General features: G+C 66.8%; 14 protein-coding genes. 4 read left to right on the top strand and 10 right to left on the bottom strand.

Going from position 1 to position 16,106, the window contains the following annotated elements:
* Positions 1-61: 61 nt before the first annotated feature.
* Positions 62-1,333, bottom strand: a complete 1,272-nt coding sequence (locus ACVWZ7_RS15505; RefSeq protein WP_456508392.1) for an MFS transporter — start codon at positions 1,331-1,333, stop codon at positions 62-64.
* A gap of 101 nt (positions 1,334-1,434) precedes the next feature.
* Between ACVWZ7_RS15505 and ACVWZ7_RS15500 the strand changes: the two genes are divergently transcribed.
* The 3 genes from ACVWZ7_RS15500 (at position 1,435) to ACVWZ7_RS15490 (ending at position 4,207) form a co-directional block, all read left to right on the top strand.
* A complete protein-coding gene (locus ACVWZ7_RS15500; RefSeq protein WP_344361937.1) occupies positions 1,435-1,902 on the top strand; it encodes a Fur family transcriptional regulator in 468 nt (155 codons plus the stop codon).
* 40 nt (positions 1,903-1,942) lie between these two features.
* Complete coding sequence (locus tag ACVWZ7_RS15495; protein WP_456509122.1) at positions 1,943-3,424, top strand: catalase; 1,482 nt, start codon at positions 1,943-1,945, stop codon at positions 3,422-3,424.
* A gap of 147 nt (positions 3,425-3,571) precedes the next feature.
* Positions 3,572-4,207 carry a DUF2461 domain-containing protein gene (locus ACVWZ7_RS15490; RefSeq protein WP_456508391.1) on the top strand — a complete coding sequence of 212 codons (636 nt, stop codon included), beginning with the start codon at positions 3,572-3,574 and terminating at the stop codon, positions 4,205-4,207.
* 21 nt (positions 4,208-4,228) lie between these two features.
* On the opposite strand, the gene ACVWZ7_RS15485 is transcribed toward ACVWZ7_RS15490, so the two are convergent.
* The 9 genes from ACVWZ7_RS15485 to ACVWZ7_RS15445 all read right to left on the bottom strand — a co-directional run bounded on the left by ACVWZ7_RS15485 (position 4,229) and on the right by ACVWZ7_RS15445 (position 14,897).
* The gene (locus ACVWZ7_RS15485) at positions 4,229-4,834 is read right to left on the bottom strand and encodes a TetR/AcrR family transcriptional regulator (protein ID WP_091251315.1); all 606 of its coding nucleotides are present in this window, start codon (positions 4,832-4,834) and stop codon (positions 4,229-4,231) included.
* A 164-nt stretch (positions 4,835-4,998) separates the two neighbouring features.
* The gene (locus ACVWZ7_RS15480; RefSeq protein WP_456508390.1) at positions 4,999-6,561 is read right to left on the bottom strand and encodes an amino acid permease; all 1,563 of its coding nucleotides are present in this window, start codon (positions 6,559-6,561) and stop codon (positions 4,999-5,001) included.
* A gap of 172 nt (positions 6,562-6,733) precedes the next feature.
* Positions 6,734-7,144 (bottom strand): DUF779 domain-containing protein, encoded by a 411-nt coding sequence (locus ACVWZ7_RS15475; protein WP_091251311.1) that lies wholly within the window; start codon positions 7,142-7,144, stop codon positions 6,734-6,736.
* 16 nt (positions 7,145-7,160) lie between these two features.
* Positions 7,161-8,183: an alcohol dehydrogenase AdhP gene (adhP, locus tag ACVWZ7_RS15470; RefSeq protein ID WP_175460442.1), complete on the bottom strand. Its 1,023-nt coding sequence runs from the start codon at positions 8,181-8,183 to the stop codon at positions 7,161-7,163.
* 173 nt (positions 8,184-8,356) lie between these two features.
* On the bottom strand, positions 8,357-9,880 hold the full coding sequence (gene exaC, locus ACVWZ7_RS15465; RefSeq protein WP_116765187.1) for an acetaldehyde dehydrogenase ExaC: 1,524 nt from the start codon (positions 9,878-9,880) through the stop codon (positions 8,357-8,359).
* Positions 9,881-10,022: 142 nt separating this feature from the next.
* Positions 10,023-11,405: a GAF domain-containing protein gene (locus tag ACVWZ7_RS15460; protein WP_456508389.1), complete on the bottom strand. Its 1,383-nt coding sequence runs from the start codon at positions 11,403-11,405 to the stop codon at positions 10,023-10,025.
* Positions 11,406-11,524: 119 nt separating this feature from the next.
* A complete protein-coding gene (locus tag ACVWZ7_RS15455) occupies positions 11,525-11,827 on the bottom strand; it encodes a hypothetical protein (RefSeq protein WP_116765189.1) in 303 nt (100 codons plus the stop codon).
* A gap of 12 nt (positions 11,828-11,839) precedes the next feature.
* Entirely contained in the window at positions 11,840-13,288 is a 1,449-nt protein-coding gene (locus tag ACVWZ7_RS15450; RefSeq protein ID WP_456508388.1) for an amidase, read from the bottom strand.
* Between the two features lie 172 nt (positions 13,289-13,460).
* Positions 13,461-14,897, bottom strand: coding sequence for an FAD-dependent oxidoreductase (locus ACVWZ7_RS15445; RefSeq protein WP_456508387.1), 1,437 nt, complete (start codon positions 14,895-14,897; stop codon positions 13,461-13,463).
* A 130-nt stretch (positions 14,898-15,027) separates the two neighbouring features.
* Here ACVWZ7_RS15445 and rarD point away from each other — a divergent pair, with 130 nt between their 5' ends.
* Entirely contained in the window at positions 15,028-16,053 is a 1,026-nt protein-coding gene (gene rarD, locus ACVWZ7_RS15440; protein WP_425547116.1) for an EamA family transporter RarD, read from the top strand.
* Positions 16,054-16,106 lie beyond the last annotated feature (53 nt).

Raw genomic sequence — 16,106 nt, 5'->3', positions numbered from 1 at the left:
CTCCTGATGACCCGTATTTCACTGACCTGCAGTTCACAGACCTACCAAGGAAAACGAACCGCTACGGCACCGGGTTCCGCGCGTCGTAGCGCAGGAATCCCGACTGCAGGTGGGCCACCGTCCAGGCCACGGCAATGCATAGCGCGCCGCCGAGCAGCAGGACCCATCCCTCGTTCCACAGTTTAGTCGCGCCGCCGGCCAGCATGTCCCCGATCCGGGGTCCACCGGCCACCACCACCACGAACACACCCTGCAGCCGTCCGCGCAGGTGGTCCGGTGTGGAGGCCTGCAGGATGGTGGTGCGGAAGACGGCGCTGACGGAATCCGCGATGCCGGCGAGCGCGCAGCACAAGGCGGCGGGCAGCAGCCACACCGTCACGCCGCCGCTGCCGGTATGCCCCGCGAGGAGAACCACCAGGCCGAACGCCGCGATGGAAGCACCCCAGCCCATCACGGACCACACGACGGCGGCACCCTGCCGGCGAACCCGGCCCAGCGGCCCCGAGAACAGGCCGGACAGGAACGCCCCCACGGCCATGGCGGCCAGCAGGATCCCTACCGTTGCGTCACCGCCGCCGATCATCAGGGCGCCGATGGCAGGCAACAGCGCTCGCGGCTGGGCAAAGATCATGGCCACGAGGTCGATCACGAACGTCATGCGAAGGTTGGGCCGGGTGCCAAGGAAGCGGAAGCCCTCCACCACGGAACGCAGCCCGGCCGGCCTGGCATGCTTCCCGGGCGGCATGGGCGGCAGATTCAGGAGCGCCCAGAACGCAAAGGCGAAGCTGACGACGTCGATTGTGTATGTCCAGCCGAAACCGATCCAGGCCACGAGCACGCCGGCCAGGAGCGGCCCGGCGGTCATGGTCAGGCCAAAGCTCATCATGCTCAGGGCGTTGGCGGCCGGGAGCAGCTCCTTGCGGACCAGGGCCGGGATGATGGCGCTGCGGGCCGGCTGGTTGATGGCCTGAGCACCGCTTTGCACCGCCACGAGGACGTACAGCAGCCACACGTTGCCCAGCTGCAGCCACGCCTGCAGGGCCAGGGCGAGGGTGGTCAGCCAGAGGACGGAGGAGGCCAGGAGGGCGACCGTGCGGCGGTCGTGGGCGTCGGCGACCGAGCCGCCCAGCAGTCCCCCAAACATCAGCGGAACGAGGGCGAAGATGCTCAGCAGCCCCACGTACAGGCTGTCCTGGGTCAGCCGGTACACCTCCAGGCTGACGGCCACCACGGTCAGCTGGCTGCCCAGGGCCGACACGGAGGACCCCAGCCACAGGCGGCGGAAGGCCGGACTTTCGCGCAACGGCGTCATGTCCGCCAGAAATTTCCCCACCGGGCAACTCTAGCGGCGGCCCGGGGCGGCTTGTGACGCGGACGGACGTAGTTAGCCGTGCCTTATTGTGAGGCAGTCATAATAAGTGCTTGAATGGGACCATGACGGATTCCACGGGCAGCCACGACGCATGGGCGGCCGCCCTGCGTGCCCACGGCCGTCGGGTGACCAAGCAGCGCCTGGCCGTGCTGGCCGCCGTCGAACATCACCCGCATTCGCCGGCGGAGGCGATCCTTGCCGCCGCACGGCAGGAACTGCCGGACCTGACCGCCCAGTCCGTCTATGTGGTCCTGGGCGACCTCACCGATCTGCACATGCTGCGCCGGTTCGAACCCCCGCACTCCCCCGCGCTGTACGAAACCAGGGTGGGCGACAACCACCACCACGCCGTCTGCATCAGTTGCGGCCGGGTGGAGGACGTCGAATGCGCCGTGGGCCACGCGCCCTGCCTCACCCCGCACTGGGACGCGAACGCCAAGCCGATGACCATCCAGATCGCGGACGTGCTGTACCAGGGCATCTGCCAGGACTGCCAGCGCACCCAACAACTTCCCTCCGAACGAAACTAACAAACCCAACCAAAGGAGAATGATGACTGAGAACATCTCTGTGCCCGCCGTGTCCACGACACAGTCCGGCGCTCCCGTCACTTCCGACGCCCACTCCAAGTCCGTCGGGGCCGACGGTGCGATCATCCTGACCGATCACTACCTGATCGAGAAGCTCGCGCAGTTCAACCGCGAGCGCGTCCCGGAGCGTGTTGTCCACGCCAAGGGCGGCGGCGCCTTCGGTACCTTCAAGACCTCCGAAGACGTCTCGAAGTACACCAAGGCCGCCCTGTTCCAGCCCGGCACCGAGACGGACATGCTCATCCGTTTCTCCTCCGTCGCCGGCGAGGCAGGCTCCCCCGACACCTGGCGCGACCCCCGCGGGTTCGCCGTGAAGTTCTACACCACCGAGGGCAACTACGACCTCGTCGGCAACAACACTCCGGTGTTCTTCATCCGCGACGGCATCAAGTTCCCGGACTTCATCCACTCGCAGAAGCGCCTCCCGGGCACCCACCTGCGCGACGCCGACATGCAGTGGGACTTCTGGACCCTCTCCCCCGAGTCCGCCCACCAGGTCACGTGGCTCATGGGCGACCGCGGCCTCCCGGCTTCCTGGCGTGAAATGCAGGGCTACGGCTCGCACACCTACCAGTGGATCAACGCCGAAGGCGAGCGCTTCTGGGTCAAGTACCACTTCAAGTCCAACCAGGGCGTCAAGTCCATGACCGGCGACGAAGCCGAGGCCTTGGCCGGTGCTGATGGCGACTTCTACATCCGGGACCTCCAGGAGAACATTGCCGCCGGCAACTTCCCCTCCTGGGACCTGCACGTCCAGGTCATGCCGTACGAGGACGCCAAGACGTACCGCTTCAACCCGTTCGACCTCACCAAGGTGTGGCCGCACTCGGACTACCCGCTGATCAAGGTCGGCACCATGGAGCTGAACAAGAACCCGGAGAACTACTTCGCGCAGATCGAGCAGGCCACCTTTGCGCCGTCGAACTTCGTCCCGGGCATCGCCGCTTCCCCTGACAAGATGCTGCAGGCCCGCATCTTCTCCTACGCGGACGCACACCGCTACCGCGTCGGCACCAACCACGCCCAGATCCCGGTGAACCAGCCCAAGAACCAGGTCAACAACTACAGCCAGGACGGCGCGGGACGTTACCACTTCAACGCCCCGTCTGTTCCGGTCTACGCACCGAACTCCGTCGGTGGCCCCGCTGCCGTGGAGCCCGCGGTTGCAGGCGGCGGCTGGGAGAACGACGGCGAACTGACCCTCTCCGCGCACACCCTGCATGCGGAGGACAGCGACTTCGGCCAGGCCGGCACGCTGTACCGCGAGGTGTTCAACGACGGCGAGAAGGCCCGCCTGCTGGACACCGTCACGGGTGCCGTCGGCGGCGTCAAGAACGCCGACATCAAGGAACGCGCCATCCAGTACTGGACCAACGTCGACGCCGAGTTCGGCGCCAAGCTGCGCGCCAACCTGGGTGCCGGCCAGGTTGAGTCCGACGCCGAGGCCGCCAACAAGGTCTAATCAGCAAGGCCCGTTTGTGACCGGCTGAGCCCATGAACGCCCCGCCACGGAAATCCTCCGGAGATCCGTGGCGGGGCGTTTTGCCGTTTTCCACATAGGTGCTCGCGGCCCTCGCCACGAGACGCGGCAGATCCCTAGGATTTAGCCATGACCGCATTTGCAGGCATTCCGGATGACGCCTTCCGGTTCTATTCCGAGCTTGAACAGAACAACAACCGGGACTGGTGGCTGGAGCACAAGCCGGTCTACGATGCCGCGGTGAAGGGGCCGTTGACCGAGCTGCTCGCCGAGCTGGAACCCCGGTTCGGCCCGGCGAAACTCTTCCGACCCAACCGGGATGTCCGCTTCTCGCCGGACAAGTCGCCCTACAAGACGGCGCAGGGAGCGTTCGCAGCGCTGGCGGAAGGCGTGGGTTTCTACGTCCAGCTCAGTGCCGACGGCCTCCTCATCGGCGGCGGCTGCCACACCCACACCCCGGCCCAGCTGGCACGCTATCGCGGTGCCGTGGACGACCCCGCCAGCGGAGAGACTCTGCAGGAAATCGTGCGCCACGTCGAGGCCGCAGGGTTCGCCGTGGAAGGCGAAAGCCTGAAGACCGTGCCGCGGGGCTTCGACAAGGACCACCCCAGGGCCGAGCTGCTCAAACACAAGTCCCTCACGGCCGGCGAGAACGTGGGGCAGCCCGCTTGGCTTGCCGGGCCCGGGGCCGCGGCGGAAGTGGCCCGGCGCTGGGAGGAGCTCCGTCCCCTGGTGGAGTGGGTCGGCCGTTACGCGGCTCCCTGACCTGGACCCCGGTCTTCAGCGTCAGATGTGCTGGCCGTCGGTGGCGAGCCGCCGGTCGAGGTTGTTGAAGAAGACCAGCATCATCAGCTCGAAGGCCTCGGTGGCTTCCTCGGGCTGGTTGTTGACGACAAAGTCGAACTGCAGCCCATAGAACGCGGCGGTGAAGAGACGTGCGTCGGTGTCGGCGAACTCTGGCCGGATCCCCTGGATGACGAGCCAGTCCCGGGACTTCTCGTGCAGCATGCGGAAGTGCTCCTGGGCTGTGCCGCGCGGCACAGCCGCCACCACGTCCTGCGCCGTCGCCTCAAATTCCAGCCGGGCCAGGTGCCGGTTGCGCTGCGCCATGGTCCACTGCCAGGACTCCAGGAGGAAGGCCCGCCAGGCATCCCTGTCGATGTCCCGGACGTCGGTGGCACGGATGCTGTCCAGCCGGGATTCGATGCCGCGGATGATCTCGTTGATCAGCTGTTCACGGTGGCCGAAGTGGTACACCAGAACGTAGCTGCTGACACCCAGCCCGTCGGCGAGGCTTCGAAACGTCAGCTCCGCCAGCGTCTTGTCCATGAGGTAGTCGAGAATCGCCGACAACAGTTCTGATTTGCGTTCCGGTCTTGCTGGGCGGGCCATGTCTCCATCTTAGGGAGGCGGGGTCCTCCGCGCCCGCCGGCTGTACCCTCCCGAACCGGACGGTCCAACGCCGAAGTCGCCGGAGCCTTGCCAATTCGCCGGAAGTTGTCGGCGAATTCGCAGGTCTCCGGCGACTTCGATTTGTCGGGACCGGCATTTCCCGATCAGGAGCGGGTGAGCGCGTCTTCCTCGTTTGCCGGGGCGGCGGTGACGGCGTCGTCCTTGGCAGGGCCATTCACGGAGGCCCGGGCCGCCGCGAACTTTTCGTTTAGGCGGGAGTGGCGCTGGCCGTAGGCGAAGTAGATCGCGATGCCAATCACGAGCCAGATCGCGAAGAAGATCCAGGTTTCCACGGCGAGGTTCGTCATGAGGTAGAGGCACAGCACGGCCGAGACAACCGGGAGCACCTTACCGAACGGGACGCGGAAGCTCGGCTTCAGGTCCGGGCGCTTCTTGCGCAGGACCAGGATGCCCAGGCTCACCATCACGAAGGCGGAGAGCGTGCCGATGTTGATCATTTCCTCGAGCAGGTCCACGTTGGTCAAGCCGGCGACGATAGCCACGGCGGCGCCGCAGATGATCTGGAGGCGGGCCGGCGTCGCCCGGATGGTGCTGGTTTTGGACAGGGATCGCGGCAGCAGGCCGTCGCGGCTCATGGCCAGGACCACGCGGGACAGGCCCATGAGGAGCACCATGATGACGGTGGTGAGGCCCACGAGGGAGCCGAAGGCGATGACTTTGGCGGCGTCGGTGTTGCCGACGGCCTCGAAAGCGGTGGTAAGGGTCGGGTTCTTGGCCTCGGCGAGCTTGGTGTAGGACACCATGCCGGTCAGGGCCAGGGACACCAGGATGTAGAGCACTGTGACGATCGCAAGGCCGCCGAAGATGCCGCGCGGCAGCGTTTTCTGCGGGTTCTTGACCTCTTCGGCGGAGGTGGCGACGACGTCGAAGCCGATGAAGGCGAAGAAGACCAGGGCGGCGCCGGCGAAGATGCCGAGTGTGCCGTACTGGGCAGGGGCCGCACCGGTGAGGAAGCCGAAGAAGGACTGTTTGAGGACGTCGGCGGTTCCGGTGCCGCCGGTCGGCTCGGAGGCCGGCACGAACGGAGCGTAGTTCTCGAACTTCACGTAGGTGAAGCCGACCACGATCACGAAGAGCACCACCGCGATCTTGATGAGCGTGAAGATGTTGCCGACGCGGGCGGAGAGCTTGGTCCCGAGGACCAGCAGCACAGTGAAGATGGCAACGATCAGGAAGGCACCCCAGTAGAGGTCAACGCCGCCCAGGGAGATCGACGGCGGAACGTCGACTCCCATGAGCGCAAAGACCTTGCTGAGGTAGATGCCCCAGTACTTCGCGATCACGGCACCGGCTGTGAAGAGTTCCAGGATCAGGTTCCAGCCGATAATCCACGCGAGGATTTCCCCCATGGTCGCGTAGGTGAAGACGTAGGCGGAGCCCGCCACCGGGATGGCCGTGGCAAACTCGGCGTAGCACATGATGGCGAGCGCGCACGTGACCGCGGCGATCGCGAAGGAAATAGTCACGGCCGGGCCGGCGAAATTCGCGGCAGCCTTGGCGCCAACCGAGAAGATCCCGGCGCCGACGGCGACCGCGACCCCCATGATCATGAGGTCCCACGTGCTGAGCGAGCGCTTCAACTTGCGTCCGGGCTCATCGGCGTCGGACATGGACTGCTCGATGGATTTGGTCCGGAAAAGGTTCATAGGAAAGTCCGCAATCTCGATAACTGGTTTGGAAACAGACCTATCTAGTGTAGTGTCCATCCACTGGACGGCCCGATTTGTCCCATATAGTGAGACGCAGATGTGGGCCGTGCCGGTGTTGCCGGCACGGCCCACATCTCTCGCGGTGAGCTCTACGCTCCGCCGTTCCGGCTCAGACCGGCCAGTTTTCCATCAGCGCCGAGCGGATCAGGAACCGTTTGCCTTCCGGGGCCTCCACCGAGAAACCGCTCCCCCGGCCGGGGACGACGTCGACCGTCAGGTGCGTGTGGCTCCAGTAGTTGAACTGCTCCCGCGACATCCAGAATTCCACCGGCTGGGGCTGGATTCCGTCCGAAATATCGAACAGGCCAAGCAACACGTCCGAGTCCCCTGTGATGAATTCCCCGGCCGGGTAGCACATGGGCGAGGAACCGTCGCAGCAGCCGCCGGACTGATGGAACATCAGCGGGCCGTGCTGCACCCACAGCTTGCGCAACAGGCCCACAGCCTCCGGGGTGAGCGCCACGCGGGAGAAGTCCTCCCCCGGGCGGGTCACGGCGGCGTCGAGCTTGGTCTCCGGCATCAGCGTCCTTCTTTCATCAGAACCTCAGCACCACACGGCCGTCGATCTTGGCGTGCTTCATCTCATCAAGAACGGCGTTCACTTCGGAAAGCGCCCTCGTGGACACCGTGGGGTGGATCTTGCCCTGGGCGTAGAAGTCGAGGGCCTCCTCAAGGTCCTGCCGCGTGCCCACGATGGAGCCCCGGACCGTCAGCCCCTTGAGCACAATCTCAAAGATCGGCGCCGGGAAGTCGCCCGGCGGCAGCCCGTTGAACACGATCGTTCCGCCGCGCCGGGCCATCCCAATGGCCTGCCCGAAGGCTGACGGGTGCACTGCCGTGACCAGGACTCCATGGCATCCTCCGGTTTCGCGCTGGATAACTTCGGCGGGATCCTCGTGCAGGGCATTGACCGTCAGCTCTGCACCGTGCTTCTTGGCCAGGGCGAGCTTGTCGTCGGCGATGTCCACCGCCGCGACCCGCAGCCCCATGGCCACAGCGTATTGGACAGCGATGTGGCCGAGTCCGCCGATCCCGGAGATGGTGACCCACTGGCCGGGCTTGGCCTCGGTCATCTTCAGGCCCTTGTAGACGGTGACGCCCGCGCAGAGCACCGGAGCCACTTCCACCGGATCTGAGCCGGCGGGGATTCGGGCAGCGAAGCGGCTGTCCACCAGCATGTACTCGCCGAAGGAGCCGTCCACGCTGTAGCCGGCGTTCTTCTGGGCCTCGCAGAGCGTTTCCCAGCCCGTCCGGCAGAACTGGCAGTCGCCGCAGGCGGACCAGAGCCATGCGTTGCCCACCAGGTCTCCGACGGCCAGGTCAGTGACGCCTTCGCCGAGGGCCACGACTTCGCCCACGCCTTCGTGGCCGGGAATGAACGGCGGGGTCGGCTTCACCGGCCAGTCGCCTTCGGCCGCATGAAGGTCCGTGTGGCAGACGCCGGTGGTGATGACCTTGACCAGCGCCTCACCGCGGCCCGGGGAGGGAATAGGGAGGTCCTGGATCTGGAGGTCTTTGCCGAATTCAGTTACTACAGCTGCTTGCATTGTCGTCGTCATTGGCGAAATCCTTGCGTAGTTTTGGGGCCTAGATATGGGGCGTAGCTTTAGGGCGTATTCAGGGTTTGGTGTACTCCGGGGGGTGGTGGGTGGTATGTCCCGTCCGGGGGTGGCCAGACATGGTGCGGGCGGGGCGGATCACGTCCGATCCGCCCCGCCCGGGTCAGTGCGGCTTAGAAGAAGCCGAGCTTGTTCTCGTTGTAGCTGACCAGGAGGTTCTTGGTCTGCTGGTAGTGGTCCAGCATCATGGAGTGGTTCTCGCGTCCGATGCCGGAGGACTTGTACCCGCCGAACGCGGCACCGGCCGGGTAGGCGTGGTAGTTGTTGACCCACACGCGGCCGGCCTGGATCTCGCGGCCTGCACGGTAGGCAACGTTGCCGTTGCGGGACCAGACGCCGGCACCGAGGCCGTAGAGGGTGTCGTTGGCGATCCCCATGGCGTCGTTGTAATCGCTGAAGCGCGTCACGGACACCACCGGGCCGAAGATCTCCTCCTGGAAGATCCGCATCTTGTTGTGGCCCTCGAAGATGGTCGGCTGGACGTAGTAGCCGCCGGCCAGGTCCCCGGTGAGCTCGGCGCGGGCGCCGCCGGTGAGGGCCTTGGCGCCTTCCTGCTTTCCGATGTCGATGTAGGACAGGATTTTCTCGAGCTGGTCATTGGAGGCCTGGGCGCCGAGCTGCGTCTCGGTATCCAGCGGGTTGCCCTGGATGATCTTCTGCGTGCGGGCCAGCGCGTCGGCCATGAACGAATCGTAGATGCCTTCCTGGACCAGTGCGCGGGACGGGCAGGTGCAGACCTCGCCCTGGTTGAAGGCGAAGAGCGTGAAGCCTTCAAGGGCCTTGTCGTAGAAGGCGTCGTTGGTGTCGGCGACGTCGTTGAAGAAGATGTTGGGGCTCTTGCCGCCGAGTTCCAGCGTGACCGGGATCAGGTTCTGGGAGGCGTACTGGCTGATCAGCCGGCCGGTGGTGGTTTCGCCGGTGAAGGCGATCTTGCGGATCCGCGGGCTGGAGGCCAGGGGCTTGCCGGCTTCGACGCCGAAGCCGTTGACCACGTTGATGACGCCGGCCGGCAGGAGGTCGCTGATCAGTTCCATCAGCACCAGGATGGAGGACGGGGTCTGCTCGGCCGGCTTCAGGACGACGGCGTTGCCGGCGGCGAGGGCCGGGGCGAGCTTCCAGACGGCCATGAGGATCGGGAAGTTCCAGGGAATGATCTGGCCGACGACGCCGAGGGGCTCGTGATAGTGGTAGGCGGTGGTGTCGTCGTCGAGCTGGGACAGCCGGCCCTCCTGGGCGCGGACGGCCGAGGCGAAGTAGCGGAAGTGGTCGGCGGCGAGCGGAATGTCCGCGTTGAGGGTTTCGCGGATCGGCTTGCCGTTGTCCCAGGATTCGGCGACGGCGAGCATCTCGGTGTTCGCGTCGATCCGGTCCGCGATCTTGTTCAGGATCGCGGCGCGCTCGGCCACGGAGGTCTTGCCCCAGGACGGCGCAACCTTGTGCGCGGCGTCCAGCGCCAGCTCAATGTCCTCGGCGGTGCCGCGGGCCACCTCACAGAAAGCCTTGCCTGTCACGGGGGTAATGTTCTCGAAGTACTGGCCCTTGACCGGGGCAACCCACTCGCCGCCGATCCAGTTCTCGTAGCGGTCCTTGAAGGTGACCTTCGAGCCCTCGGTACCGGGCTGGGCGTAAACAGTCATTGCTAGCTCCTTTGCTGTGCAAGAGAGGGGGCAGCAAGGCGCTGCCGGCCCCCGTTGACCTCAGCCTAGGGGCTCGAAGGTTGCAGTCAGGTTGCAACGATGTGAGCCCGGTCACGGTCCGGATGCCCCGCGCCGTGGCGGTTCAGGCGCTCAGTTCCCGGTCCAGCCGTTCCAGATCGGCGACGACGGCGGCACGCTTGGGCGAGCGCGGTGCCAGCAGCTTCAGCGCGGCGGTCCGGACGTCGACGTCGTCCTTTGCCTCGGGCAGTTCGGCGTACTTCAGCAGTGACTCGGCACTGCCGTCCGTCAGCAGGGCCTCGCGCATCAGCGCGGAAACCCTGGCCCGCAGCTCCACGATGCCGGGCGCCTCCGAGCGCGGCAGTACGGCGCCGCGGTAGATTTCCAGCGCTATCCGGTGAGCACCGCGTTGCAGGCAGCTCAGCACCTGTCCGGAGTCCGGCACGAGGTCGACCGGCAAGCGGTACGGGCGTGACGCCGGGACGGCCTCGGGATTGAGCTGCTGCAAGACTTTGCGCAGCCGTACCATCTCCGCGCGCAGCGTCATGGTGGAGGCCTCCCCGGGGTACAGGAGGGCGCACAGCTCCTCGGCGTTCAGCCCTTCGGGGTGGGTGCTGAGCAGGGCCAGGATCTCACTGTGCCGGGCGGACAGGGACACGGTGCGGCCGTCAATGCTGAGCAGGGCCTGATCGCGGCCAAGCAGCTGGAGGCTGTTCCGGTACAGGCTGCCGGCGGCCGATGCCCCGGCCGTTTTCGGCGCGCCCGGGCTTCTCCGCCGGGAGGGCGAGGACTGGCGTGCGGCGGCCAGCTGGAGCCGTTCCACCCGCAGATGCGCCTGGGCAGCGGCGACCGTCGCCTCGACGAGGGACAGGGTATGCGGGGCCACGGCCGACTCCGTGCCGGTGATGTCCACAACCCCCAGCAGTGCGCCGGAATCCGGGTCGTGGAACGGCACGGCCGTGCAGCTCCAGGGATGCACCGAACGCTTATAGTGCTCCGCGCCGGAGATCTGGATGCCCCGGCCCAGGGCCAGCGCGGTGCCCGGGGCGCTGGTGCCCACCGTCGCCTCGGACCAGTCAGCCCCGGGGACGAACATCATGCCTTCGGCCCGGCGCTGCAGGGCGGCGTCGCCTTCGACCCACAGCAGCCGGCCGACCTCGTCCCCCACGGCCACCAGCATCCCGCTGTCGTGGCTTGGCAGGACCAAAAGCTTATGGATCACAGGCATGATGGCGGCCAAGGGGTGCTGGCGGCGGTATTCCTCAAGTTCTTCGCGGTCCATGGCCAGAGGGGCCTCGGGGTTGTCCGGGTTGGCGTGCAGTTCCGCCGAACGCCGCCACGACTCCTGGATCAGGCTACTGAGCCCGGGCAGGTGCAGGTCCTCCGGAAAGACGAGACCCCGGGAATCCAGTTCCTCGTGCCCGGCACTGGCATGCTTCTGCCGCAGCGCTGCGGTGACCCCGCCTGCTGGCGGTAGCAGCGCTGCCGGATGGACCAGATTCCTCATTGAACTCCCACCGGACGGGCTCGACGGCGTGCCGGAGGCCGCCTCGTCCGCCCCAGTCTAGTTCCGTGCGGGGAGTTTGGAAATGCACCGTTTTGTTCCACCGGTGGGCCCGGGCGGGCTCAGGCGCCGGCTCCCGGCGGCAGGACGTAGCTCTTGATCTCGCCCACGTGCTGGATCTCGGGGCGTGGCAGCCCGGCGGCCGCTATCAGCTCCTGGAATTCCCTGCCGCCGCTGAAACGGTCAAAGACCTCCCGGCTCGGGCACGTGTCCAGAACGGCGATACCGTCCTCCGTCTGCACGCACAGATGCAGCTCCAACTGGCCGGCGGGCAGGAGGGCCAGCAAGCGGTCGTGGCCTGCGAGAAGCTCCGCCGGGTCGCCGCGGAAGCTGTACATTCCCAGATACATGGTGCCCAGATACATGGCGGGTCTCCTTCACGTGGATTGCTTGAGTGCAGGCCGTCGCCCGGCCCAGGGGCTGGCCTGCTCCAGCTGGGCGGCCAGCCGGAAGAGGGTCGCTTCGGCGCCGAAGCCGGCGAGGAAGGACATCCCGACGGGAAGCCCGGCGGAATCGGTGCCCAGCGGCACGGACATGGCCGGGTTGCCTGTGATGTTGGCGTATTCGCCGTCGAACATCAGGAAGCGGCCGGCCTCCCGTTCCCCGCGGACGGGGTCCTCCGCCGTCGCCGTCAGCGTGCCGAGCGGCAGCGGCGGCCAGCCGACTGTCGGCGTCAGCCACAGATCGTAGGTCTGGAAGAAGCCTGCAACCCGGCGGCTGAAGCGTTGCAACTCCTCAACGCCCTGCAGGTAATCCCCGGCGCTGACCTTCCGGCCGCGCCCGAACAGGACCTCGGTATACGGTTCCACCTCCCCCGGTTCGGGCCCCCGGCCCAGCCGCCGAGTCCAGTAGCCCTCGATCCAGGCGGCTGCGGCGGCGTATACGGCCCGGATGGCGTGGTGCCCCGCCCGGTCCAGGGGTTCGGGGTGCGCTTCCTGGACGTCGTGGCCCAGGTCGCTCAGCAAGCGCACGGCGGCGTCGAAGGCCCGCAGGTAGTCAGGATGGACAGTCTGGCCGCGATTGGGAGTGGCCGTGGCCGCGATCCTGAGCTGTCCCGGCGGTGTCACGGCCTCGGCTGCATAGGGGCGTGGCCGTGGCGGCGCCAGGTAGGGGTCCCCGGGCGCCGGACCGGCCACGGCGTCCAGCAGCGCTGCGGCGTCGCGGACTGTGCGGGTCAGGGCGAATTCGGCGGCGAGGCCGCCGACGACATCACCGTATTCCGGGCCCAGCGGCACCCGTCCCCGGGTCGGTTTCAGGCCGACCAGCCCGCACCACGCCGCGGGATACCGGAGCGACCCGCCGAGGTCGTTGCCATGGGCCATCGGGACGATCCCGGCGGCAACGGCGGCCGCCGACCCGCCGCTGGATCCGCTCGTGGAGCGGGACAGGTCCCAGGGGTTGCGGGTTGCCCCGTACAGGACCGGTTCGCAGTGCGGACTCAGTCCGAACTCGCACGTATTGGTCTTGCCGATGATGGCCAGTCCCGCGTGGCGGAAGCGCCGCGCGAGTTCCTGGCTGTGGCCGGAGACGTTTCCGGCGAGCCAGCGTGAGCCTTCGGAGAACGGCGTACCGGCGATTTCCAGCGCGAGGTCCTTGACCAGGAACGGCACCCCGGCAAACGGAACGTCGTCCGTGGGGGTGCTGCCGTTTGCCGGGGTGGCGTCGGGGGTGTCGGTGTCCAGCCCGGCGATCACGGCATTCACCACCGGATTGAGTTCCCTGATGCGGTCCCGGGCCTCGGCGAGGAGTTCGGCGGCACTGACCTGGCCGGAGCGGACCAGGTCGGCCTGCTCCGTGGCATCCATCCACCGGAGTTGTTCGTCCACGGCACCTCCCGAAGGGGAATCGCAGCAGGGAAACACAGCACGGGGGTCACGTCACACGTCACACGTCACACCACGACGGTTACAGCACGGGGTTTGCAGCACGGCGGTACAGCGTCCGCCGCGCAGTCCTTGTGCGTGAAATTCTACGTCCGGGCGCCGCTGACGGGACAGGCTAGTCGCGGGAAATCTCAATCATCTCCTCGCGCGGGACTACCTTGATGCGCTCCCGCTCAATCCCGTTGGCGTTCTCCGCAGCCGACCACTCCGCACCGAGGGCGAGCTCGTGGGCATCGAGCTTGATCCACCCTTCCCAGGTCGTGTACTGGATGCCGCGTTCCTGCAGCAGATCGATGATGGCCTGCGGGTCCGGGTTCTGCGCCGGCGGCAAGGTGAGCCGGTCCTCCAGCAGGTAGCCGATGGTCTCCAGCGCGTCACCCTTGGTGTGGCCGATCAGCCCGACGGGTCCGCGCTTGATCCAGCCGGTGGCGTAGATCCCGGGGACCGGCTTCCCCTCGGCGTCGAGGACACGGCCGCCCTCGTTGGGGACAACGCCGCGGCGGGCATCGTACTCCAGCTCATCCAGCGGCGAACCGTGGTAGCCGATTGCCCGGTAGACGGCCTGGACCGGGTAGTCGAGGAATTCTCCGGTGCCCTTGACGTTCCCGGTGCCGTCGAGCTGCATGCGTTCGAACTTGATGCCGGCGACTTTGCCGGGATTCGCGGCGTCGTCATGGATCTCGACCGGGCTGTGCAGGAAGTGCAGGTGCAGCCGTCGCGAGGACGGTTCCTCGGCTTCGGCGTGGTCCTCGACGAGCCAGTTGGTCAGGGTGTTGACCATGGTCCGGATCTGGTTGTTGTTGCGGATGGCCTCATCCGAGGCTTCGTCGAACTCGAAGTCCTCCGGATACAGCACAATGTCCACGTCCTTGGCGTGGCTGAGTTCGCGCAGCTCCAGCGGGGTGAACTTCACTTGGGCCGGCCCGCGGCGGCCGAAGACATGGACGTCGGTGACCGGCGAGTCCTTGAGGGCCCGGTAGACGTTGTCCGGGATTTCGGTGACCAGGAGTTCATCGGCGTGCTTGACCAGCATGCGGGCCACGTCCAGGGCCACGTTGCCGTTGCCGATCACGGCGATCTCCTTCGCCTCCAGCGGCCAGTCCCGCGGCACGTCCGGGTGGCCGTCGTACCAGGAGACGAAGTCGGCCCCGCCAAAGGAACCCTCGAGCCCGATCCCGGGAATGTCCAGCTCGGCGTCTTTGATGGCTCCCGTGGAGAAGATGACGGCATCGTAGAAGGCGCGGAAGTCATGCAGCGTCAGGTCCCGGCCGTAGGTGACGTTGCCAAGGAACCGGATGTCGCCGCGGTCCAGGACTTTGTGCAGGGCGTTGACGATGCCTTTGATCCGGGGATGGTCAGGAGCCACCCCGTAGCGGATCAGGCCGTACGGCGCCGGGTATGCCTCGAAGAGATCGATGCTGACCTCGACGCCGCCGTCTTTGACCTCATTGGACTTCGTCAGGATGTCCGCGGCGTAGACGCCGGCCGGACCCGCGCCGACAATGGCGACGCGGAGGGGACGAGTGGATGTGGATTCGGCCGAGTTGGACACCGGGAGCCCTTCTGAGTCTTAGGGACAGCGCCAGTACATGCAGCGCACAGGCCCCTATTCTAAATGTCGCCGGGCGGCCTGTGGCCCGGTTGGTAGGAATAGGCGCCGTGCAGGTGGTGTTATTGGTCTTGTGCCTAAGCCCGAACGATCCTTCTCCCCCGCCCCGCCGACCGACCCGCGCGTCCCAGCCCCTGCAGGGCGCCCGGCGCCGCTGCCGCCGGCCGGACTCGCGCCGGTAGATAAGGAAACGACGCCGGGGATCCTGTTCGGGATCGGCGCGTACGGGCTGTGGGGACTGCTGCCCCTGTACTTCTATGCGCTCCAGCCTGCCGGCGCGATCGAAATCGTCGCCAACCGGGTGGTCTGGTCCCTCGTGTTCTGCGTCCTGCTGATCACCGTCACGCGCTCCTGGCGGGTGCTGGCTGCTGCGTTCCGGAACCGCGCGGTGATCGGCCCGCTGTCCATCGCCGCGGCTCTGATCGCGGTGAACTGGCTGACCTACACCTACGGCGTGACCACCGGCCAGGCCGTAGAGGCCTCCCTGGGCTACTTCATCAACCCGCTGGTCTCGGTGCTGCTGGGGGTCTTTGTACTGAAGGAAAAGCTGAGGCCGCTGCAGTGGGCCGCCGTCGGCATCGGTTTTATCGCGGTGGGCGTGCTGACAGTCTCCTACGGCAAGCTCCCCTGGATCGCCCTGACGCTCGCGCTGAGCTTTGGCCTGTACGGCTTCGTCAAGAAGCGTGTCGGCCCGCGGGCGGACGCGATCACCAGTCTCACCGTGGAGACGATCGTGCTGGCCCCGCCGGCTGCGGCCACCATGATTGTGCTCGCGGTCAGCGGTGCGGCCACGCTGGCGTCCAACGGCGCCGGGCACTTCTGGCTGCTGGTCGCATCGGGTGTCATCACCGCCGTGCCGCTGCTGTTCTTCGGGGCCTCTGCCCGCCGGCTGCCCATGACCACCATCGGCTTGTTGCAGTACTTCGCACCCGTGCTGCAGTTCATTGTGGCGCTTGTGGTGTTCAAGGAACCCATGACTTTGGACCGCTGGATTGGCTTCGGCGTCGTGTGGCTGGCACTGCTCGTGCTGACGGTGGACATGCTGCTGGCGGCCGGGAAGAACTCCATGATCCGGAAACGGGCCCGCGCCGCCGCCTAGCAGGACTGCTCCGGCGGGTTAGCCGTCTGCGAACCAGGGCCGCCGTGCGTTAG

This window comes from Arthrobacter sp. TE12232 (assembly GCF_054062615.1).
This window is presented reverse-complemented; position numbering and strand designations above follow the sequence as displayed.

Excerpts from the sequence above, each read along its gene's own strand:
- exaC (WP_116765187.1), bottom strand. The coding sequence starts at position 9,880 with ATGACTGTTTACGCCCAGCCCGGTACCGAGGGCTCGAAGGTCACCTTC.
- ACVWZ7_RS15490 (WP_456508391.1), top strand. The coding sequence starts at position 3,572 with ATGACCGCATTTGCAGGCATTCCGGATGACGCCTTCCGGTTCTATTCC.
- ACVWZ7_RS15460 (WP_456508389.1), bottom strand. The coding sequence starts at position 11,405 with ATGAGGAATCTGGTCCATCCGGCAGCGCTGCTACCGCCAGCAGGCGGG.
- ACVWZ7_RS15475 (WP_091251311.1), bottom strand. The coding sequence starts at position 7,144 with ATGCCGGAGACCAAGCTCGACGCCGCCGTGACCCGCCCGGGGGAGGAC.
- ACVWZ7_RS15500 (WP_344361937.1), top strand. The coding sequence starts at position 1,435 with ATGACGGATTCCACGGGCAGCCACGACGCATGGGCGGCCGCCCTGCGT.
- ACVWZ7_RS15455 (WP_116765189.1), bottom strand. The coding sequence starts at position 11,827 with ATGTATCTGGGCACCATGTATCTGGGAATGTACAGCTTCCGCGGCGAC.
- ACVWZ7_RS15485 (WP_091251315.1), bottom strand. The coding sequence starts at position 4,834 with ATGGCCCGCCCAGCAAGACCGGAACGCAAATCAGAACTGTTGTCGGCG.
- ACVWZ7_RS15480 (WP_456508390.1), bottom strand. The coding sequence starts at position 6,561 with ATGAACCTTTTCCGGACCAAATCCATCGAGCAGTCCATGTCCGACGCC.
- adhP (WP_175460442.1), bottom strand. The coding sequence starts at position 8,183 with ATGACGACGACAATGCAAGCAGCTGTAGTAACTGAATTCGGCAAAGAC.